The organism is Flavobacterium soyangense (assembly GCF_015277675.1).
Taxonomy (GTDB): Bacteria; Bacteroidota; Bacteroidia; order Flavobacteriales; family Flavobacteriaceae; genus Flavobacterium; species Flavobacterium soyangense.
This window is the reverse complement of sequence record NZ_JADHEC010000041.1, coordinates 1-19,565: the sequence shown is the minus strand read 5'-3', so window position 1 is coordinate 19,565 and position 19,565 is coordinate 1. Positions and strand designations below refer to the sequence as shown.

Genomic DNA, 19,565 nt, shown 5'->3' with positions numbered 1-19,565 from the left:
GAATGAAATTAAAACTTGTTTTATATATACTGTTTGCTTCACTTTCTATTATGGAAGTTAAAGCACAAGACCCTGTTTTTACTCAGTTTTTCCTGATTCCTGAAACATTAAACCCGGCATTTACAGGCACTTTGGTAACAGGATATACCGGTTTAATACATCGATCCCAATGGCCCAATGAGAATAGAAGAATTGATACCGAATATGCTTTTGTAAATGCTCCTATTGGACGAGAAAGAGATATGGGATTGGGATTGACGATTTTGAATCAAAGAGAAGTTTTTACAGATTATAATTATTTACAAGTTAATGGTGTCTATTCGTATAATGTGAATTTAAACGATGAGTGGCGGTTTCGATTAGGAATTGAAGCAGGTTATGGTCACAAAAATTTCAATTTCAGTAATCTATTATTGGAAGACCAGATCAATATCAATGACGGCACCATCAATGGCGGAAGTGTTGACCCCGGCATATTGCATAGTAATGATCAAGTAAGTTTCTTTGATTTTTCATCGGGAATCTTATTGTATAATGATAAATCTTGGTTTGGTGCTTCCTTAAAACACTTGAATAAACCTAACATTACTTTTACGGATTATGCCAACGTTCCGCTAGAAATGTTCTTAAGTCTTCATTGTGGTTATTCCTTGAGTCTGGATGATACCCATTTGTCATTTTTTCCCGATCAAACGAGTTTATTACTTACTGCCAATTATATGCGACAATCTCAATATAACCGATTGGATTTTGGCACCGCTTTAGAATTTAAACCGTTTATTCTGGGAGTCCTTGCGGCGACTAATCCGGAAGGAAAAAGTAACAATAGTCACCTATTAACTTCCATCAATCTTTTCGGCTCGATTCAGTTAGACCGTTTTGTGTTTGGTTATTCTTATGACATCAGTACTTCGCAAATGGGAAATACTCAAGGTGTGCATGAACTTTCATTGACTTGGCAAATTGGTCGTGAATGTTCTAGCTGCGATAATTACTTGGTTAAGCATCCTTGGGGCAGGAATTATTAAGATAATTATTAATTTTAAAAAAAATTGAATAATATTTTCAAAAATTTATAATGAACTTCAATGTGAAACTTATATGACTATTGCAACTTGGAATTTGGAGAGACTAAAATATTCAAAAGAAACAAATAAAATCATTTCGATTTTAGAAGACCTAAATGCAGATATTTTAGTGTTGACCGAATATGATGAAAGAGTCAATCTTAAAAATTATCCCTTCCATATTGCAACCAAAAGTTTAGCAGAATTACAACCCGGATATTATAAATCCTCCGAAAAAAGAGTGAAAATATATTCCAAATATGAAATTGTAAATCAATGGCAAACCTATGATGAATATACCAGTTGTTGTGCTGAAATAAAAACCGAAAAAGGAAATCTCATAGTTTATGGAACCATAATTGGAATCTTTGGCAACAGAAACGAAAATTTCAAAACGGATCTTCCAAAACAGATTATCGATTTCAATATATTATCAAAAAATAAAAACCTCTGCATAATTGGGGATTACAATATCTCATTCTCCGATAATTATTATTTCACAAATTATGGAAGAAATGCACTCAACAACTCCTTTAAGGAAAACAAAATCACAAACCTCACCCACCATTTACCGGAGACAATCGATCATATTACAATTAGCCAAGCATTTATTGGTAATGCTTCTATAGAAACCCAAGAATGGAATCTCGACAAAAAATTATCAGATCATAAAGGTGTCTGCATAAGTTTGATTTAGTACTACGCACGTATTTTTTTCACGAATTTCCCTCAATTTCAAATTCTGAAATCAGTATCGTAATTGACAAAGATTTACCAAGATTTTTATTCGAACTCACAGTATTAATAATTCTAGTACTAGATCCAACTTTTTCTTGAATAACATCGTTGATTTCACCAATTTCCTCTATACCTATTTCAATACTATCTGAGGAGATAATCAGTAAAATGGTTTTGATATTCTCTACAATCCTCACATATAAATTAAGATTGGATAGTGCCAGTCCAATTGCTTTTTTACCTCGTTTTTTGCCAGATGCCACTCCAAAACCAATAAATAGGGGTTTCTTTTCACCTAATTCTGACACTATCTCCTTTTTGTCTAAAAGCACTCCGCATTTTACAAATTCATTTATGTACGAAGAATTAATACTTTCTAAATTCGCTTCGGAAATGGCTTCCGGCAAACCCTCCATAACCATTGAGCTTGCAAACTTATTTTTAATTTTTTTACTATTTTCATTCGTCTTGTTTTTTTTATACAGCAAAGAAAATAAGTCCTGATTCCATACAAGATCATTTCGCAAATAAGTTTTACTTAAATTAAGTATTGTTTTATTAACGCTTAGATTTTTAAGTCTCAAAATATCAAATACGTTAGTATCATCAGTTCTTGCCAATGACATAAAAAACAAAGCCATAGAATCTATGTGTTTTATAAACATATTTTTAAATTCGAACATTGTTTGCATTATCGTATCAAAAGAAACAATATGAAAATTGTCTTTTGTTACTAAAGCTTCATATTCTTCCTTTTCAAAACCAGAAAAAAGGATAACCGCAATACAAATATCTGCATTGGAAATTTCGATGGAATGCTGTTTTGGAATTACGACAAGATCATTGTGTTCCCTAAAATCAACCATATAGGCTAATGTTTTCCCTATTACTTCATTTTTTAAATTGTCAAGTAAAATGCGATTTTCTAATCTTTCATATTGAAATTCCATAGTTATATTTTTTAATTTTCATCAAAACTAAAAGAAGTAACTGCCAGAATGTGACGCGGAGAAAATTAATTGTATAAAAAACGACACTTGGTTTAGAGTGTCGTTTATGATTACTTTTATTTTTTGAACCTATTCCCAAATATCATTTCTATTTATGATTTTTTCATTTATAAATGTTCTTATATTTTCAGTTCTTTGAGATATATTAGTTGCAAAATCATTAGGATTTTTCCAATCTTTGATTAACTCAACTGTTTTTACTAACCCAAAATCTTCAAAAGATGATAAATGTTGATATGGTAATCCATTTGAATCAGAAGAATTGGCACTCGATGTGGATAAAGAAAGATTTCCAACACCATTAATAACACTAGTTATTTTTTTCCATAATTCGTCTGATTGTTTTATGTTTTCAGTAGTATCTCTTTTGAATCCTAAATCTTCCCACGTAACACCTCTAGCAACAATATGGTCTATTGAAACAGAATTTTTTTTAAAAATATTTTTTCTAATATCTTCATGTTTTCCTTCGTTTTCTATCTCAAACTTGTATAAAAAATATGCAGTTTTATCCCATCCATAAGCGTTAGTGTGCCATTTGTTTTTTTCGATTTCAAATAAATTTTTTGCATTATTTCCTAAATGCTCCCACCGATCTGAAAACCATTTTTCTTTTTTATAATACTGTAATAATAAATTATTACATTCATTTAAATTTGAATCAACCTTAATAGATTGGTAAATGCTTTGAAAGTCATCACGATATGCTTTTGCATTGTAATAATATCCATTCCAATAGATAATTTCATAACACAAAAGGAAGTTTTCCCATCTCTCAATAAGTTTGTTTTCGGTTGGGTTACCTGATCTAAATGCACGAAGTAGAAAAATCATACTACGGTTTTTATCTAATAGTAAACTATCACCAACTAGAGGATTTTTTTCATCAGCCAAAGGTATTTCATAGGTAATTATTTCCATCGACCTTGCAAATTCTCTTGCTATTTTCTTGGCATACGCTACAATTTCGCCCTTGTTCTTTTTCGATAATGATTCTTTAATATATTCAAAAGAACCTCTTTCTCCTTCAACCCAATTAGGAGAACCAAAATCTACTATTTTGTTGCCGTCTTCTATAGCGCGCAAGTGATACATTAAAATTGTATCTAAAGACATTTCTCCTCGCAACCATACTTCGTTTGCTTTCTCTTCAAACTCAAAAATTCTTGAAAAATCATTTTGAATTTCTTGAATGTTTATTTCTGCATCTAGTGGTGTTGATGAATGAATATAAATATTCTTCATCAAAAGTGCTTTTACTTTCTCTGTTTCAGTAAGTTTTACTCCTCTAGTATTGTGCAATTCAAATATTTGTGAGGCAACAGATTTATCATTAAAAATTGCAACCGAGCAATATGCTTTGTTTATGATTTCAATATATTTCCCAATATCCTCAGCATTCAATATATTAGTGTTTTTTGATTTTTCTGTATCAGAAAAAGCTTTTTTGAATAGACTAACCGCTTCAATCATTCTTTTCAAAGAGGATGTTTTTGAAGTTTTTAGAAGTTTTTCGAGTTTATCATCAACATCAATCTTTTTACTTAATATTGCCTTGATTTCTTCCAAACCTAATAAATCGTATGAAACCGGCTTGAAACTAATCTCATTTATATAATTTTCACTTTTTAAATAACCACAAACCAGTAAGAACAAGTAAACCGTACTGATACGTTGTTGTCCGTCAACTATTTCAAATTTATCACTCTCTTTTGAATTTTCTAAAATATAATGACCCAAATAATATGTTGTATCATCAGAAACATCGTCGTTATCGTCACAATGTTCTAAAATATCATTGATAAATGGATTTAACTGTTTTTCTCCCCAGGAATAGGCGCGTTGATAATCAGGGATGACGAAAGAATAGTTCTTTACAAATTCGCCAAATGTATTTTGTTTTTCTGTCATTTTAAATTTTTTACTTTTAGTTATTAAATTCTTCATACTTATATGATACTATTTATTGTACTCTTTTAAAACCTTTTCTAGGATTTTTACATCAATCTCCTCCTTGGTTCCTATAGGTCCTTCTTCGTTGGGGTAGTATGAATTAAAATAGATAGTTTCATAAATATCAGCAAATCGTTTAAAGTTTTTCAGCTGATGCTTTTCGTTATAATCCCATGCAGTCATATAAGCATCTACTTTTTCAATGGCATAATTTATTTGTTCCTCATCTTCTGAAATTCCATATCTTGCTTTTATATCTACTAATTCTTCGCCATAAACTTCTGCGAATTCCAATGCATACGTTTCACTTTTGCCCTCCTTTAAGGCTTTATCATAAGCATATGCATATTCTTTACAATAAATAGGGTTGTAATCTCCGCTGGATAATAAACGAGCATATTGGTGTATGTACACCTCAGATTTTCCTATTACAGATTGGGTTTTATAAATTTCTGAATATTTTTTCGCGCGCTTTTCTATATCTTTAAATACCACTTCAATTTCAAAAAGGTAGATATAGTGTTTGATGAAATTTTCATCACCACCAAATGTTCCGCTATGAATTAACAATTCTTGTTTTGCCAATTCAGGATTAATCTTTTTCATATCATGATAAGTAATGTGATATACAACTTCACCTTCTTCGATACAATTAGCTACAGCTAATGACCATTCGTCGCCCTGTCCTTTAGCTTTTTCACCTATAAAAACATCGATAAACATCTCGGTTACGAACAAAGCACTTTTATGAGCCGAATCCCCAGTTTCTTCATAATCTTCTTGCGTCCAGTCTATGTATTCATCTTCATAAAGTTCCTCAAAACAATGTTTGTAATAAGCATATAACTTTGGGAAGTGTTTTTCGTTTAGACCTTTTTCTTTAAATCTCTCTATAAGATGGGCTTCTGTGTGGGGTGTTTTCTTATCAATCATTTTTTCTGTTAAAATGTTATTTATTTTATAGTAAATCTAATCTATTCTTTTCAAACTTATCCTACAATTTATCAAAATATCTCAAATACAATTCCGCACAAGCCTTGGCATCATTCACAGCATCCTGTCATTTATTAGGATGTTATGTTTATTGAACAAATTACCAACTTTGTTCTTAAAAAAAATGGCTATGAAGTTTTTCATTGATACAAATCTGCCATTTCCCTCACTCTTTTTTTCATAGTCTCTATCAAACTTTGAGGTTCCAAAACTTTTACATTACTTCCATATTTCAAAAGCTCCATTTCAATGTCGTGCGTTAGATAGATGTATATTTCTATCAATACGGTATCCTCATCTTCTTCAATAATGTTTTGGGATTCATGCAACGGAAATGTTTTAATATAGTTACCCTGTTTATTAGAAAATTCCAATACCACTTTTTCGGCTGGTTCATAAGTTTCTACCCCAAAAGCATGACGGAACTCTTTTTCTACGTTAAAAGGAAAAGGTTTGAACTTGACATCGGTAACTTTTAAATTAGAGATTCGATCCAGTCCAAAGGTTTTAACAGTTTGGTTGCTTTTTTCAAATGCAACTAAATACCATCTTTGTTGTGATTCCTTAATAGCAATGGGATATACTTCACGTTCCGTACTAAAATCTTCCCAATGTTTTTGATAGGTAAATTGTAGTATAAAACGATTTTGAACGGCGTGAATAATACCGTGAATGTGCCCTGTTCCCAATGATTTTCTCTTTTCGAGAAACACACTTGGAGAAAATTTATTACCATCTTGCAGGGCGTGATGTATTGAAAAAGCTTCAATCATCCTGGTTACGGATTGGTCCTCAATTTCGGTTTCATCAATGGAATAGGTTTTATCTTTCCTATCGTATTCAATAACAATCCCAAAAAGAGTGATGATATCTTTCTTATCCCGTTCAAAAGTGCGTATCGAATATTCGAAAGCCGAATCGATATCATCTTTTTCTAGTTTTTGCATCACATATTCCTGCAATTCATTAAAATCACTTGGTCTGCTCCTCAAGCGGTCAATCACGTACAAATACCTTTTAAAATAGATTAATTTTGACATACTGTTATTGTTTTATTTTTCAAAGATAATTTATTTGTCTGCCATAATGTGACGGACTAATGTTATTGTTATTAAAAAGGCAAATCAGTATCCAGATTTGCATTACTACTTAAATTATCAAATTTGTTTAAACTTCCAATGAATTGTAATCTTGCATTTTCAAGAATCCCATTAGTATTTTTGGCAACAATAATTTCCGCTTCTCCTGAAGTTGGCGAACCTATGTTGTCATCCCATTCATCAATTTTATAATATTCAGGGTTATATAGCAGTAAAATTAAATCAGCATAAGTATCAATCGGTGCATATTTTCTAATATCAGATAATAAGGGTCGTCGTCTATAAAACTTCCCCAAAACCTTGTCTTCAATATGAAAAAGAACAAGTATTGCAATATCCAATTTTACGGCTAGTTCTTTTAATTGAAACGAGATTTTGGACAATTCTCTTTTATTTAGAACTTTACCCACTTTATCATTTTTGTTTACTGCAATTGACTCTAAAGAATCAATCACAATGATTTTAACAGAATAAGAATGGACTAGTTGAATAACATAATCTTCAATATCGTTTACGGTAAGAAAAGGATAATCAACAATATATAATGGTGCCTCTTCAAAGGCTTCGGTTTTAATGGCCAAAAGTGCCATTTCATCCTCATTAAGCAAACCCAAACGGATCTTCTCTGAAGATAAATTAGTTTGTTGGCGAATAATCAACTGCAATAATTGATGGGAGGGTATTCGCAATGAAAAAAATGCTATAGGACACTGGTTAACAATTGCCATATTACTGAGTAACGATACAACAAAAGCAGTTTTACCCATCCCTTCTGCTCCGCCTACAAGTACTAAATTGGAAGTTTGAAAACCTTTTATAATTACATCAAGACTATAAAATCCAGATGGGATACCTATAAATTCGGTATTGATTTTTGAAATAGTATCAAGCCTATCTTTAAACTCTCCGGCAAGTTCCTTTACTGTTTTAATTGCTGTAGTTTCCATAGTTTTTATTTGCAAAGAAAATGGTTAAGTATGCCAATAGATGGCGGAGTAAAAAATAAAAGTATAACATTAAATGCCATTTTTTCCAATCATAAAAATTAACGTAGATAATTTTTAGACCGCCACATTTTATCTAAATTCATACCAACTATTAAATAGAAAAAGAAGTATATTTGAACCAAATAAATAAACAACAAAATGGGAAATTAAATCCAAGAAAATCTTATTAAAGACGAACAAATTGAATTTGAAACAACTTATCATTGGATTATATTCTGCAATTTGAGAGCTATTTTTACTTTATTCATTGCCCCAATGCTGGACCGATATTCCGATGAATTTGCCATAACAAACAAACGTATCATTGTTAAGACAGGTTTAATAAGCCGGAAAACACTCGAAATGAACCTTAACAAAATTGAAAGCGTCAATGTGGACCAAAGTATTTTAGGAAGGATGCTTGGTTATGGAACTATTAGAATCATTGGAACTGGTGGAACAAGAGAAGAATTTCCCAATATCTCAAATCCAATAGAATTTAGAAAGAAATTTCAAGAATTATCATAAACCAACTAAGCTCCATTAAGGAGCTTTTTTTATGGTTTATTTCCAATAAATAATTTAAATGAAATAATTAATTCAAAAACTTATTTACACCGCCACCTTTTGGCGTTTTACCCAATTAGTTTTGTCCTAAATAATAAAAATCAATACTATGGACACACTAAAAAATGATGCTGAGAAAAAACAAGAATTATCACTTCAAAATACCAATTACGGAATATTGGACTCTACTTCAACATACGTAGATTGCTTTAGAATGTATTTAGGATATTATAATAAGATGCCAAATTTTAAGTCTATAAATTTCATAGATCTTGACTCTTTTAAAAATTGGTTTGAAAATAAGTATGAAAACCAAATTATCAAACAAAATTACAAACAGCGATTTGATTCCCAAAAAAAGGAATTAAAATGCATCGATCATTTTTATTTTCTCAAACAAGATATAATGCTGAATGTGGAACGCAATAGTATATACATCCTTTTTACAACTGAACAGGAAACCGCTGCAAATAAGCTTTTTGAAGAATTTAAAAAATTTATTAAAATCCCTAAAAGAACAACTGATATTAGTTTAATAATTGCTCAAAACGGAGGATTAGAAACCAAAGAAGTTTACATCAAAAAACCCAAAATTGATTTCAATATCCATTACAATGAAGATTTCATTTCCATTCACAAAACAATGGTGAAACAACTAAACAAAAAGGACACGAATGGACTTTATCTTTTTCACGGCCAACCTGGTACAGGGAAAAGCACCTATATCAAATATTTAATTCACCAACTAAAGAAAAAAGTAATTTTCATTTCTCCTAAAATGGCTGGAGAGCTGGACAATCTTAGTATGACTCCCTTTCTACTGGAAAACAGAAATTCAGTATTAGTAATAGAAGATGCCGAAGAGCTGATAACTTCTCGTGAGGAAGTGAGAAATTCCAATCTCTCGATGTTACTCAATCTTACCGATGGTTTATTGGGAGAAAGTCTCGGAATCCAGATCATTGCCACCTTTAACACCGATGTTAAAAATATAGATAAAGCGTTGCTTCGCAAGGGAAGGTTATCTATTATTTACGAATTCAAATTACTTGCTTTGGATAGAACCAACGCACTATTGCAAAAATTAGGACACAGCATAGAAGTAGCTCATCCCTTATCGGCTGCCGATATATTCAACTTTGAAATCAGTAACAATTATGAACCCAAACTGAGAAAAGCGGTAGGTTTTGGGAATTAATTTAACAACGTCATACTTTGGCTTTATGGTAATGTATTTTTGAGGATAATAAAAAAAAACAATTTATGATACTAGCCGAATTTACAACCAAATATGACCAAGAAACCATCATTATCCTATTAGAAGGTAAACGAAATGTTTTGGAATCCGACAAAGTAAAACTGGAGGTCCGTTACAATCTCTGGAAATAATTATATCAATTAAGTACCTTATCACACACCTTCGGACTGGATAAAATGAATATTTCAATCAATTGAGGAAAGCCGTAAACTATTAAGCATTGGATAATCTATTTTTGCTGAGAGTGGCGAAAACATTAATACTAAAACTTTTAATTCGTTTAATATGATACCCCATTTGAATAATAAAATATTTGAAAACTTGTAAAAAACTAATAAAGTGGCAACAAAAATTTATTCAGGAAAGGACTCCATCTCTACAGACCAAATCTTTTTAGTAGAAAAAGGAAAAATATACAATGGAAAATATTCAATTTCTTCAGATGAAATAAAGGATATTTATCCTGAAGGCATTCTAATTGTAAATAATACAAAAATTTTCAAAGGGCTACATGCAAATTCATCAGAACAAATAATAACAGTATCAAAAAAGAATATTTACAAAGGAAGAGAAATAAATCCCTCTGATCAAATAGGAGTAATTGATGGAGATATACTAAAGGATGAAGAATTTGCAAAAATTATTTATTTACTGGCAAAAAAAAATAATTTACTATAATTCAAAAATTATTACAACTTTGTCAATAAAAAATCTTTCGGCAATAATAGTAATGTGCTCATTAATCGACGTGTTTTAAAAATATCAACAAATGAACATCCTCTTCCTTCACGGACTCGAAAGCAAATTAAGTGACGAAAAAAGAACCATTCTCGAAGCCTACGGTACTGTTATTGCTCCCGATTTAGAGTATAAATCAAATCCGGATATAATTCAAAATCTATACGACGAATATAAAAATCAAAATATTAATGCCATAATCGGTAGCAGTATGGGAGGTTTTGCAGGTTTTCATTTGGCCAATAGTCTTGGGATTTGTGCTTTACTCTACAATCCAGCACTGCCATACAGAAATAGTGTTATGCAAAATATTCCTTTAGATTTATCTAAAAAACATTCACCCATGATGCGAATCGTCTTGGGCGGTCATGATAATGTGATTAAAGCTAAGGATAATCTAACTTTTCTATCCCAAAATTTCAATGAAATAAAAGAGTGTACAATTGAGATAATATATGAATTAGCCCATCAAATTCCAGTTGTTATTTTTGAAGAGCAAACGGAAGCCTTCTTTGAAAGACTTTGTTATTAAATTCATAAAATCAGAATACCAATTAATAAAACAAAATACTATGGGTAAGTTTGGATTTTCATTTTCGTTAAGCAGATTGTTGGGAATAGCACAGGCAAAACAAAAGTTTGCCAGAACAACCGGAGTTCCAACAACCAAGAATGGGTTGCAAAGAAAAATAGGTGCCAGTATTCTGAAACTATTTTTAAAATAACATAGTATGAAACTGCTGTTTCTTTTATTGCTATTGCCCTTAATGGCAATTCACTCCCAGACCAAAATCCGTTTGGGAGATGGAACCTATTTTTCAAATAAAGTGCTTTATACCATTGATGGCGTAAAAGTCAGACTAGGGAATGGAACTTATTCCTCCAACAAAGTGATATACACTTCTGACCTTAATAAAGTAAGATTGGGAGACGGAACTTATTCTTCTGATAAGGTGTTACTGACAATCGATGGAAACAAAATCAGGCAAGGTGACGGCACTTATTCTTCTAACAAAGTACTCTTTACAATCGATGGCAACAAAATTCGCCAAGGCGACGGAACCTACTCTTCCAACAAAGTCCTATATACAATTGATGGAAACAAAATCAGGCAAGGTGATGGAAACTATTCTTCCAATAAAGTCCTGTATACACTTGATGGTGGCTTATCCATAACTAAAATAGCAGCGCTCTTGTATTTGGTTTTATAGTAGTAAATCCCCTCTTTTTTATCTGAGGTTGATTCCAAGCGAAATACCCGAAACTTTTTCAAGCAAAAGTGCTTTGACTCCAATAAATTTCTGGGCAAGTGATTGATAATCATACCTACGATGATTATGATCCAAAAGGAAATCTTTCAAAAAATCAGGTCGTTCCTGCAGCAGGAAGGCTACGTTTCCTCCAACAGCCAATTCCTTATTAAAGGCTGCCTTAACGGAAGGTCGTTCTTTTTCAATAGCCTCAATTGCAGTGCTTAATTGTACTAAATCCAATTGAAAAACGTGAGACAAAACAAAGTAGTTTCCCTCATTTGTTCCTGCCGAATAAGGAAACCAAAACTCGGCAACAAAATAATTATCGAATTTTTCACAGCCTATGGGAAAATTTTTCTTTCCTTCAAATTTATTAGATAAACCGGAATGGGATTCCAATTTCATACGGTCTTTCTCCACAAAATAAACCGTTTGCAAATAGTGTGAATAGTCCTCAACCAATTGCTCTCCCCCAAAAAGAGGAGTAAATAGTTCTAAGGTTGCTGCTAATTGCTGTTTGGTGTTCATCTTTAAAAGATTTTTAAATAATGTTTAAGATTGAATCCCTATGAGATATTTTTATTAACTTCAATTAACCAATCCCTCAAAATTGTATTAGCATCCCAATCAACTTTTTTAAAAAAATCAGTATTATGTTTTGGGTTAAAAATATCTTTTTTTGGAGTTAAATTTTTCATATTTCCAACCCCAAGTATGTTTGTTCTTACAATATGATGCATTTCATTTTCTAATGCGGCAACCTCAATTTTATCACATTCAATCCAAGTAAATATCAAATTTTTTCTCATCCAATTAACTGTTTGAACAATTTTTGGGTCAGCAAAAAAATTTTCTAAAACGTGTAGACCATCTGATCTATAAATAACATTTTTTGAGGAAGGATTATCCTGTTCATTTTTAATTTTAGCTTGATTATAATTTATTTCCAAATACTTCTGATCCAGAATAGTCCCAAATCCACCAAAAACTAATTGTGTCACTTCTTGCATAATTCGCTCTGAAATATTACCATTTGATTTTCCAATATAATAAATCACAAAATCATCTATTTTTACTGGTAAATTTGAATTTTCATTAAATTTAAACCCCCAAAAATAAACTCCAGATTTTGTACTATATTCACCCTTTTTACGATGAAACAGATTTTCATTATTCAATCCTTGTATTTGATTGAGTGAAAAGAAACTTTTTACTTTCATATTATAGTACTTTTTGTATTAGAGATAAATATTTTTTGGCTTGTTAGATAATTACAAACCAAAATCCTTTTTTAAAAATTGCCCACGAGGACCAGAAGCATTAAGATTTTTAAAATTTGAATTATCATCAAAAAACTTTTTAAACATTTCAACTTCTATAATATTTTTGAACCTTGCAATCTCGGTACAATTAATAATATTTTTCTTTATTTTATTATCTTCATTGGTCTCATCCGCTTTCTTATGAATAAAATTTTTATACTTTAAATATTCTCCTTTAGTATGAAGTGTATTAAATAACCACTCAAAAGTTTTGTGTAATCTAGAATCAACAGTTGAATTTACGACCCAATGAGTAAACAATACCGTCAAACACTCGTGCAAATGATCTTTTTCTTTTAACGGACTTCCTTGCCATGTATTATCGTTTACATCTACAACATCTACCAAAATCCATTTAGCAGTTTCATTTAAAAGAGCACAATAAAATATATTTTTCATAGCGATATCAAAATCCATTTCTGTTCCGTCTTCTTGCACAAAAACAAATACAATTTCTCCATTAATTTCAGTTTTTATTGAAAAATGTTCGAGTAAAAGCAACGCGGTTTGAATTAAAACGTGTGTATAAATATTTATAATGGGTTTGCCATCTATTCTATCATAATCACTCAATAAATAAGTATGTTTGATTACTTCTTCGGAATAATCCTTTTTGTTATAATTATCAAGGCTATACCAAGGACCGTGAAGCCCATTTTTATTATTTGGTAATTCTCTTATTTTATTATTTACTAATACAATTTGAGGCCTTAACTCATCAAACTTCCACCCTTGATCACTAAATAGTTTAATTAATGTGTCAGTGTGCTCTTTCCAGTCTGGAAAATTATCATTTACATTCATATATTTCAAAATTTAAGTTTATTAATCGACTATAATTTAAAGCAATCGTGTTGCATCCCACATCTACACGGGAACTCTTTCAAGGTTTTTTGAATCTCCATTCTTATCAAATGTACATTCTTTTTACTAATAATAAAGTCCCAGGAAATTGGTGGTTTTGTCCATTGGTTATATAAATCACTAAAAACAACCTTCATATAAGAAATATTACCTCTTGTGTACTTCATACATTGTAAATCTGCATCTAAAAATTCCAGTCTTTTTCTATGTCTTGCGGTGGTGCTCACTAATGTAAACCATTTCTCCAATAGCTCAATTTGTTCCAAATCCATAAATTTTAATTCTCTTTCAAAACGACTTTCTCGTTTTTCAATAAGAATTGTTGCGTCTAAAGCATCACTGGAAAAATATTGATTTGTTGAATTTTCATAGGTATATTTGCTTACCCTGATTTCTAAAACTTCATTGAGGTGGTTCACTAATCGCATGTTGTCTGTTTTTATTTGTTTGAGAATACTATTCCTAAATACTCCTTTACTCCAAGAATAAAACCCAATCCCAAAAGAAAAAGAACGATGACCAATCCCAAAGGTGGAATTCCGGTAAGCTGCATCAATCGAGAAGAAACTTGTTCCTCATATTCCGGGTTAGTCTTCATATTTTTAAAAAAAAGAACAGAAAGGGAATTGAAGCTACCAATGAGCAGGGCTATAAGGAGTGCGTTAATGAATGTCATAATATGTTATTTTAAGGCTAATTGTAAATTGAAATAAGCGATATCATTACTGCCAATAGAAAAACAACTCAAGAAGGCATTCATCATTTCTATATCAGTGGAACTCGAGTATAAATCCAAATTAATTTCTTTACCAAATAAGGTTTGAAACAGTTGAAACGATTTTAGTGTATCCAAATCATATTCCTCCATTTGCAGAGAAGTCAGCCAAAACAAAAACAATTGCATCAACCCATTAAAGGGTTTAGAGAATTTTTGCATATCATAATAGCCATTGGCAACGAACACTATTTCTTTAATAGATAAATTCGAAAATCCCAAAGCCAATACCATTTGTTCTACTGCTTTCTCTGATGCTTCTTTTGAAAAACCTAAAATGGGCGCAAAACTTTCCGCCAGTGCATCTATGGTGTTTTTGTAATATTGAAATTGGTTCGGATTTTTCAATAAGCACCAAAGCACGTCAAAGGAATTAAATACCATTTCATTGATATCCCCTTTGATTTCATAACCAAAATATTCCGTGAAATACCTTTTGTACTTTGCTTTGGGGCGATTCTTTCCTTCATATATTGTTGGAATAGGCAATGTAAAACCATAAGGCAATCCCAAATGGGCATAGAGCAACTTGGTTCTGGTTGTTTTTTTTTCTTTTGGAAAGTCGTAAAGAGTCATATTCTATTTTTTTATAATTTATGCAAAACGTTTTTTGAGCCTTGCCTTTCCTTAATCATTTTTTTTAATGTTATTGAAGTCCATTTTTGTTCTTGATTAAATTCTTCTATTCCATCCATTTTAATTAAATATTTCATTCCAAAAACTGCAAACACTAAAGAAACCAAAATCCCTCTTACTAAACGCATTGCATTACCCGTTAGATAAAAGAATAAAATATTTATCCCAAAAGGCACAATCAAAACTGATAAAAAAGTTCCGGTTCTTGAAAACAAAGCTTTAAAAAGGACACTAATGAACAGACTTATTCGCAATTCAATGAGACTGAAATTTTGGTGCATTTCCCGGGTTTCTTTTATTATTTTTAAATAATCCATTGTGCTAGCCCTTTCCTAAACCCGCTTCCTTTTAACATCACGAATTTGGATTTATTTTTCAAAGATATTGGGCTTGTCAGCCATATTATGACGTAGTGAAAATAAATTTATTTAATTCACTTCCCAGATTACTACTGCCTATTTCAATGACCCATAGTGCAAATGTAACTCAGAAAACAGCTTTTGTCAAGTTTGGCGTAATGCATTGAATTACAAGAAAGTATTTAGTAATATTCTATTTCACTTTTGATAAAATAGGTCCACTTACCGTAAGATTCGTTATTTCCTTTTGCTCTTTTACTTTCTGATGCTTTTTCGTATTATTTAAGGATTAAATTAGGTTTCATAATACAAGTCAATTCAGAAAACACGCGAAAACAAATTGTGTTGAAAGTATCTTCATAATCGAATACAAACTCAAAAATATTTTTGAAACCTGCGAATTATTTAAAAATTCAATTATTTCCAAAATGGAAATACCTGTCAATGATGGCAAAAAGCACCTCACATCCTTTTAACCTTGAAGCAACTATTGCAGTGGTAATAGGCTTAATTACAAGCAAGCCTACCAATTTTTCATTTGAACACGTTTGAACATAAATAATGAACTCAGTACCATTTTTATAATATAGATTTGCTTCAAGAGCCTGATAATTTTATAATTGTTTTGTTTGAGTTCAAGCACAAATATAAACTAGGGTAGATTAATACCTCTTTTCAAAGGGAACTGTAAATAAATTATTAAAAAATAAATCAATACTTTACGGAAAACCGTAAAGTATTATCAATCAGTTAGTTTATCTTTGTTTAAAATATAAATACTTTCTTACATTTTATATCTTAAAAGTGGAGACAGAAACCACTATAATCAATGGGTGTGACCTGAAAAGCTTTGAGAGTCGGGAAATTAAAATTAGAAATTATGGGTTGTGAATTTGTTGGTTTTTGTGAATTTTTCCAATTCAATCAATTTAATGTAATTGAGTGGTTAATTGGAGTTATAACAACTTTTGCTTTAATTTTTTTGTTTAGAGCAAAGATTAGAGTTAATGAAATAAAGATTATTCGAAATAAAAGTAATTTAATTAGATTGAAAATTCCTGTTTTAAACAACTCTTATTTGTTTTACGCAACTAATATAATTATTGAAGCAGCATTAATTGTGGGTAATCTTTCATATCATTTTAATATGGACAGAAATGAATTTATACTAATCCCCAATAAATGTTTTAGAAATAATTGTAATGCTAATGAAAGAACTTTTCAAACTATGAATTTTGAACAAGCAACAATTGATTTACTTGATGAAAACGAAAATTATGAAACTGTTTTAAATAATATTCCGAATAACGCAACTTTAAGAATACGCATACACGCTAACCACGAATTTACAAACTTTGGTAAAGCCTTTGAGTTTATTTTTAGATATGATGGCACAAAATTTATTAAAATTTAACACTAAAACCCATTAATTATGAAAAAAATAATTACCGTAGTATTTCTATTTTTTGCGCTATTTTCATTTGCCCAACTGATTACCAGCGTTGTGCCTGTAAACCCTCCTATTGGAGAATTGATGTAAAGGATACTAAAGGAGCTAAAAACAGTAGGACAGATATGGAGTTTTAAAACACTTTAGAAGAATGAATCTAACCCGAAACAACCTTTGATACGATTTAATGAATTATAAATATTAGTATAAAATGTACCAATCGTTTTCTTTCTAAAAGCCTGGATTTGTTATGAAATAGGCATTTGGATATAAAATTTGAATAGTTATGATACTTTATAAAAAAATTGAAGAAAAAACATTCAATATTTTATCAGAATTAAAAATCAATACTCCAAATAAAATAGATGTTTTTAAAATAGCTAAACACTTGGGTGTTGATGTAAAACCTGCCACGCTCGACAGTTCAATTTCAGGACTATTTGTCATAAAGGAACAAAAGCCTTATATTCGATACAACGAAAACGAGTCACCACAAAGGCAAAATTTTACTATAGCACACGAATTAGGTCATTTCGTTTTACATAAAGACACTCCTTTGTTTATTAATAAAAATGAGTTAGTCCTTTTTAGAAATTCTGATTCTACAACTGGAGAACTTTTAAAGGAAAAAGAAGCAAATTCTTTTGCGGCATCTTTACTTATGCCAAAAGTATTTATTGAAGAAGAAATAAAAAATATTCCTTCAGGTATTGATCCTATAATTCATCTTTCTAAAATTTTTAAAGTTAGTAGTCAAGCGATGAATTACAGATTAAATAATTTGGGGTATTCTTTTTTAGGAATGTATTAAAAACAAAATGCTCAACTCAACAGAAATAAAATCAATTGTAAGCTCTAGAGAAGGATTTAATGCCGAATTCAAAGTAAATTTACCAACCAATCTTAAAAGTATTACCGAAGAAGTATGTGCTTTTGCAAATGCTTCTGGAGGTGTTGTATTAATTGGTGTAGATGATAAAAATACAATTAAAGGAGTTAACATCGATAATTCGAAACGTTCAGCGATACAAAACTCTATCGGAGAAATTTCGCCACCATTACAATGTGAATTCTACATTGTTGATGTTGATGGTAAAAATGTAGCGATTATAGAAGTGCCATTAGGACAAAACAAACCTTATGTTTTATCAGGTGCAATTTATGTTCGCCAAGGTCCAAATTCTCAAAAACTAACTACTGTTGAAGAAATGAGAAACTTTTTTCAGCAAGCTGAAAAAATCTATTTTGATGAAGCTTCTTGCAAAGAAATAGACATCAAAAAAGATATTCCAAAAGAAAATATTGACACATTCCGATTTGAAGCAGGATTGGTAAACAATACTTCAGACGAGCAAGTTTTTAGTAATTTGAAGTTAATCAGTAGTGATGGTTATTTAAAAAACGGTGCCGTTTTATTTTTTGCCAAAGAACCGGAACACTTTTTTGAAAAAGCAGTTATTCGTTGCGTAGCTTTCGATGGGTTAGACAAAAGATACATTATTGATGATAAAATAATGACTGGTACGCTCTTTCAACAATACCAGCAAAGTATGGTTTGGCTTAAATCCAAACTAAATGTACGTTATGATATTGAAGGCGAGGGCGGAAAAGCAAGAAAAGAATTGTGGGAAATTCCAGAAATTGTTTTCAAAGAAGCCATCATAAACTCACTAGCTCACAGAGATTATTATGACAAAGGCGGACGAATTACAATAGAATTATTTAATGATCGTGTTGAGGTTACAAATCCTGGCGGATTAGTAAGTTCAATTACTAAAAATGAATTTGGCAAAAAAAGTTCAAGCCGAAATCCTTTAATTTTCGGATTGTTCGAAAGAATGCGATTAGTTGAACAGATAGGTTCAGGCATCAGCCGAATGCGTGATTTAATGAAAGAAGAAGGATTAACACCTCCCGAATTTAATACTGATGGAATGTTTACAGTAATTTTTAGAAGACCTTTTGATTTCGAAATGTGGGTGAATGAGTGGGTGAATAATTTAACTGAAAAACAAATTATAATTTTAAAAGCCATTCACGGAAATCAAGAAGTAAAAAAATTAACTTTACAGCAATTGACTGATTTTAGTGCATCTGCCATTGATAAGAATTTAGAAATTCTAAAAAAAGAGGGGTTGTTAGAACGAGAAGGCACAAAAGGCGGTGTATGGATTATGCATTATATTTATCCAAAAGTAAGCGAATAAGTAAGTGAATAAATCATTTTTAATAATCCATTATCTCATTCAGCTACACAAAATCCTCGTTTAGTCCAAGTATTCCTAAACTCAAATCTTTGTTTGCTTCATTTCATTAATTACATTCACATCTAAAATATTCTATAAATCTAGCATTCTAATGCACTTGCAATTTCTTTAAAAATAACCCGTTGGGTGTAATTAAACTATTTGTGTTTTAATATTGTTTATTGGTCTTTCAAAAATAAATCTATTGATGAATTGAACCAAAGTTAAAGCTGTTATTTTAGCTAAAATT

General features: G+C 30.9%; 24 protein-coding genes and 1 pseudogene. 12 read left to right on the top strand and 13 right to left on the bottom strand.

Annotation, left to right across the window (positions count from 1 at the left end; translation table 11 throughout):
- The first annotated feature begins 2 nt into the window (after window positions 1-2).
- Both IR213_RS14335 and IR213_RS14330 read left to right on the top strand, forming a co-directional pair.
- Complete coding sequence (locus IR213_RS14335) at window positions 3-1,028, top strand: PorP/SprF family type IX secretion system membrane protein (protein WP_194312991.1); 1,026 nt, start codon at window positions 3-5, stop codon at window positions 1,026-1,028.
- A gap of 73 nt (window positions 1,029-1,101) precedes the next feature.
- The gene (locus tag IR213_RS14330; RefSeq protein ID WP_194312990.1) at window positions 1,102-1,764 is read left to right on the top strand and encodes an endonuclease/exonuclease/phosphatase family protein; all 663 of its coding nucleotides are present in this window, start codon (window positions 1,102-1,104) and stop codon (window positions 1,762-1,764) included.
- Between the two features lie 19 nt (window positions 1,765-1,783).
- On the opposite strand, the gene IR213_RS14325 is transcribed toward IR213_RS14330, so the two are convergent.
- From IR213_RS14325 to IR213_RS14305, 5 genes are all read right to left on the bottom strand, one after another.
- Window positions 1,784-2,755 (bottom strand): FtsZ/tubulin family protein, encoded by a 972-nt coding sequence (locus IR213_RS14325; RefSeq protein ID WP_194312989.1) that lies wholly within the window; start codon window positions 2,753-2,755, stop codon window positions 1,784-1,786.
- Window positions 2,756-2,884: 129 nt separating this feature from the next.
- Window positions 2,885-4,726 (bottom strand): DUF262 domain-containing protein, encoded by a 1,842-nt coding sequence (locus IR213_RS14320; protein WP_194312988.1) that lies wholly within the window; start codon window positions 4,724-4,726, stop codon window positions 2,885-2,887.
- A 48-nt stretch (window positions 4,727-4,774) separates the two neighbouring features.
- Window positions 4,775-5,701: a hypothetical protein gene (locus tag IR213_RS14315; RefSeq protein ID WP_194312987.1), complete on the bottom strand. Its 927-nt coding sequence runs from the start codon at window positions 5,699-5,701 to the stop codon at window positions 4,775-4,777.
- A gap of 200 nt (window positions 5,702-5,901) precedes the next feature.
- Window positions 5,902-6,801 (bottom strand): helix-turn-helix transcriptional regulator, encoded by a 900-nt coding sequence (locus IR213_RS14310; protein ID WP_194312986.1) that lies wholly within the window; start codon window positions 6,799-6,801, stop codon window positions 5,902-5,904.
- A 71-nt stretch (window positions 6,802-6,872) separates the two neighbouring features.
- On the bottom strand, window positions 6,873-7,808 hold the full coding sequence (locus IR213_RS14305; protein WP_194312985.1) for a replicative DNA helicase: 936 nt from the start codon (window positions 7,806-7,808) through the stop codon (window positions 6,873-6,875).
- Window positions 7,809-8,123: 315 nt separating this feature from the next.
- On the opposite strand from IR213_RS14305, the gene IR213_RS14300 reads away from it, so the two are divergent.
- The 7 genes from IR213_RS14300 (at window position 8,124) to IR213_RS14275 (ending at window position 11,621) form a co-directional block, all read left to right on the top strand.
- On the top strand, window positions 8,124-8,375 hold the full coding sequence (locus tag IR213_RS14300; RefSeq protein WP_194312984.1) for a PH domain-containing protein: 252 nt from the start codon (window positions 8,124-8,126) through the stop codon (window positions 8,373-8,375).
- A 148-nt stretch (window positions 8,376-8,523) separates the two neighbouring features.
- Window positions 8,524-9,612 carry an AAA family ATPase gene (locus IR213_RS14295; protein WP_194312983.1) on the top strand — a complete coding sequence of 363 codons (1,089 nt, stop codon included), beginning with the start codon at window positions 8,524-8,526 and terminating at the stop codon, window positions 9,610-9,612.
- A gap of 65 nt (window positions 9,613-9,677) precedes the next feature.
- Window positions 9,678-9,803: a hypothetical protein gene (locus IR213_RS16500; protein WP_262892070.1), complete on the top strand. Its 126-nt coding sequence runs from the start codon at window positions 9,678-9,680 to the stop codon at window positions 9,801-9,803.
- A 208-nt stretch (window positions 9,804-10,011) separates the two neighbouring features.
- Window positions 10,012-10,350, top strand: coding sequence for a hypothetical protein (locus IR213_RS14290; protein WP_194312982.1), 339 nt, complete (start codon window positions 10,012-10,014; stop codon window positions 10,348-10,350).
- Between the two features lie 91 nt (window positions 10,351-10,441).
- On the top strand, window positions 10,442-10,942 hold the full coding sequence (locus tag IR213_RS14285) for a YqiA/YcfP family alpha/beta fold hydrolase (protein ID WP_194312981.1): 501 nt from the start codon (window positions 10,442-10,444) through the stop codon (window positions 10,940-10,942).
- A gap of 40 nt (window positions 10,943-10,982) precedes the next feature.
- The gene (locus IR213_RS14280; RefSeq protein WP_194312980.1) at window positions 10,983-11,135 is read left to right on the top strand and encodes a hypothetical protein; all 153 of its coding nucleotides are present in this window, start codon (window positions 10,983-10,985) and stop codon (window positions 11,133-11,135) included.
- A 6-nt stretch (window positions 11,136-11,141) separates the two neighbouring features.
- Window positions 11,142-11,621 carry a hypothetical protein gene (locus IR213_RS14275; RefSeq protein ID WP_194312979.1) on the top strand — a complete coding sequence of 160 codons (480 nt, stop codon included), beginning with the start codon at window positions 11,142-11,144 and terminating at the stop codon, window positions 11,619-11,621.
- 18 nt (window positions 11,622-11,639) lie between these two features.
- Here IR213_RS14275 and IR213_RS14270 read toward each other — a convergent pair whose 3' ends face one another.
- The 7 genes from IR213_RS14270 to IR213_RS14240 all read right to left on the bottom strand — a co-directional run bounded on the left by IR213_RS14270 (window position 11,640) and on the right by IR213_RS14240 (window position 15,577).
- Window positions 11,640-12,191 carry a hypothetical protein gene (locus tag IR213_RS14270; RefSeq protein WP_194312978.1) on the bottom strand — a complete coding sequence of 184 codons (552 nt, stop codon included), beginning with the start codon at window positions 12,189-12,191 and terminating at the stop codon, window positions 11,640-11,642.
- Window positions 12,192-12,229: 38 nt separating this feature from the next.
- Window positions 12,230-12,883, bottom strand: coding sequence for a hypothetical protein (locus tag IR213_RS14265; RefSeq protein ID WP_194312977.1), 654 nt, complete (start codon window positions 12,881-12,883; stop codon window positions 12,230-12,232).
- A 51-nt stretch (window positions 12,884-12,934) separates the two neighbouring features.
- Window positions 12,935-13,789, bottom strand: coding sequence for a hypothetical protein (locus IR213_RS14260; protein WP_194312976.1), 855 nt, complete (start codon window positions 13,787-13,789; stop codon window positions 12,935-12,937).
- Between the two features lie 29 nt (window positions 13,790-13,818).
- Window positions 13,819-14,277, bottom strand: a complete 459-nt coding sequence (locus tag IR213_RS14255; protein WP_194312975.1) for a WapI family immunity protein — start codon at window positions 14,275-14,277, stop codon at window positions 13,819-13,821.
- A gap of 11 nt (window positions 14,278-14,288) precedes the next feature.
- The gene (locus tag IR213_RS14250) at window positions 14,289-14,447 is read right to left on the bottom strand and encodes a hypothetical protein (RefSeq protein ID WP_194312974.1); all 159 of its coding nucleotides are present in this window, start codon (window positions 14,445-14,447) and stop codon (window positions 14,289-14,291) included.
- Window positions 14,448-14,531: 84 nt separating this feature from the next.
- Window positions 14,532-15,200 (bottom strand): hypothetical protein, encoded by a 669-nt coding sequence (locus IR213_RS14245; RefSeq protein WP_194312973.1) that lies wholly within the window; start codon window positions 15,198-15,200, stop codon window positions 14,532-14,534.
- An 11-nt stretch (window positions 15,201-15,211) separates the two neighbouring features.
- Entirely contained in the window at window positions 15,212-15,577 is a 366-nt protein-coding gene (locus IR213_RS14240; RefSeq protein WP_194312972.1) for a hypothetical protein, read from the bottom strand.
- Between the two features lie 922 nt (window positions 15,578-16,499).
- On the opposite strand from IR213_RS14240, the gene IR213_RS14235 reads away from it, so the two are divergent.
- The 3 genes from IR213_RS14235 to IR213_RS14225 all read left to right on the top strand — a co-directional run bounded on the left by IR213_RS14235 (window position 16,500) and on the right by IR213_RS14225 (window position 19,276).
- The gene (locus IR213_RS14235; RefSeq protein WP_194312971.1) at window positions 16,500-17,033 is read left to right on the top strand and encodes a hypothetical protein; all 534 of its coding nucleotides are present in this window, start codon (window positions 16,500-16,502) and stop codon (window positions 17,031-17,033) included.
- Window positions 17,034-17,355: 322 nt separating this feature from the next.
- A complete protein-coding gene (locus IR213_RS14230; protein WP_194312970.1) occupies window positions 17,356-17,880 on the top strand; it encodes an ImmA/IrrE family metallo-endopeptidase in 525 nt (174 codons plus the stop codon).
- Between the two features lie 7 nt (window positions 17,881-17,887).
- On the top strand, window positions 17,888-19,276 hold the full coding sequence (locus IR213_RS14225; RefSeq protein WP_194312969.1) for an ATP-binding protein: 1,389 nt from the start codon (window positions 17,888-17,890) through the stop codon (window positions 19,274-19,276).
- A gap of 192 nt (window positions 19,277-19,468) precedes the next feature.
- Here IR213_RS14225 and IR213_RS14220 read toward each other — a convergent pair.
- Window positions 19,469-19,565: pseudogene (locus tag IR213_RS14220) on the bottom strand (IS982 family transposase); the annotation flags it as partial.

Bases quoted from the DNA above. Each gene is read 5' to 3' on its own strand.
- IR213_RS14235 (WP_194312971.1), top strand. From the start codon at position 16,500: ATGGGTTGTGAATTTGTTGGTTTTTGTGAATTTTTCCAATTCAATCAA.
- IR213_RS14315 (WP_194312987.1), bottom strand. From the start codon at position 5,701: ATGATTGATAAGAAAACACCCCACACAGAAGCCCATCTTATAGAGAGA.
- IR213_RS14225 (WP_194312969.1), top strand. From the start codon at position 17,888: ATGCTCAACTCAACAGAAATAAAATCAATTGTAAGCTCTAGAGAAGGA.
- IR213_RS14305 (WP_194312985.1), bottom strand. From the start codon at position 7,808: ATGGAAACTACAGCAATTAAAACAGTAAAGGAACTTGCCGGAGAGTTT.
- IR213_RS14325 (WP_194312989.1), bottom strand. From the start codon at position 2,755: ATGGAATTTCAATATGAAAGATTAGAAAATCGCATTTTACTTGACAAT.
- IR213_RS14295 (WP_194312983.1), top strand. From the start codon at position 8,524: ATGGACACACTAAAAAATGATGCTGAGAAAAAACAAGAATTATCACTT.
- IR213_RS14300 (WP_194312984.1), top strand. From the start codon at position 8,124: ATGCTGGACCGATATTCCGATGAATTTGCCATAACAAACAAACGTATC.
- IR213_RS16500 (WP_262892070.1), top strand. From the start codon at position 9,678: ATGATACTAGCCGAATTTACAACCAAATATGACCAAGAAACCATCATT.
- IR213_RS14255 (WP_194312975.1), bottom strand. From the start codon at position 14,277: ATGCGATTAGTGAACCACCTCAATGAAGTTTTAGAAATCAGGGTAAGC.
- IR213_RS14310 (WP_194312986.1), bottom strand. From the start codon at position 6,801: ATGTCAAAATTAATCTATTTTAAAAGGTATTTGTACGTGATTGACCGC.
- IR213_RS14260 (WP_194312976.1), bottom strand. From the start codon at position 13,789: ATGAATGTAAATGATAATTTTCCAGACTGGAAAGAGCACACTGACACA.
- IR213_RS14330 (WP_194312990.1), top strand. From the start codon at position 1,102: ATGACTATTGCAACTTGGAATTTGGAGAGACTAAAATATTCAAAAGAA.
- IR213_RS14275 (WP_194312979.1), top strand. From the start codon at position 11,142: ATGAAACTGCTGTTTCTTTTATTGCTATTGCCCTTAATGGCAATTCAC.
- IR213_RS14335 (WP_194312991.1), top strand. From the start codon at position 3: ATGAAATTAAAACTTGTTTTATATATACTGTTTGCTTCACTTTCTATT.
- IR213_RS14240 (WP_194312972.1), bottom strand. From the start codon at position 15,577: ATGGATTATTTAAAAATAATAAAAGAAACCCGGGAAATGCACCAAAAT.
- IR213_RS14250 (WP_194312974.1), bottom strand. From the start codon at position 14,447: ATGAAGACTAACCCGGAATATGAGGAACAAGTTTCTTCTCGATTGATG.
- IR213_RS14280 (WP_194312980.1), top strand. From the start codon at position 10,983: ATGGGTAAGTTTGGATTTTCATTTTCGTTAAGCAGATTGTTGGGAATA.
- IR213_RS14320 (WP_194312988.1), bottom strand. From the start codon at position 4,726: ATGACAGAAAAACAAAATACATTTGGCGAATTTGTAAAGAACTATTCT.
- IR213_RS14265 (WP_194312977.1), bottom strand. From the start codon at position 12,883: ATGAAAGTAAAAAGTTTCTTTTCACTCAATCAAATACAAGGATTGAAT.
- IR213_RS14230 (WP_194312970.1), top strand. From the start codon at position 17,356: ATGATACTTTATAAAAAAATTGAAGAAAAAACATTCAATATTTTATCA.
- IR213_RS14270 (WP_194312978.1), bottom strand. From the start codon at position 12,191: ATGAACACCAAACAGCAATTAGCAGCAACCTTAGAACTATTTACTCCT.
- IR213_RS14285 (WP_194312981.1), top strand. From the start codon at position 10,442: ATGAACATCCTCTTCCTTCACGGACTCGAAAGCAAATTAAGTGACGAA.
- IR213_RS14245 (WP_194312973.1), bottom strand. From the start codon at position 15,200: ATGACTCTTTACGACTTTCCAAAAGAAAAAAAAACAACCAGAACCAAG.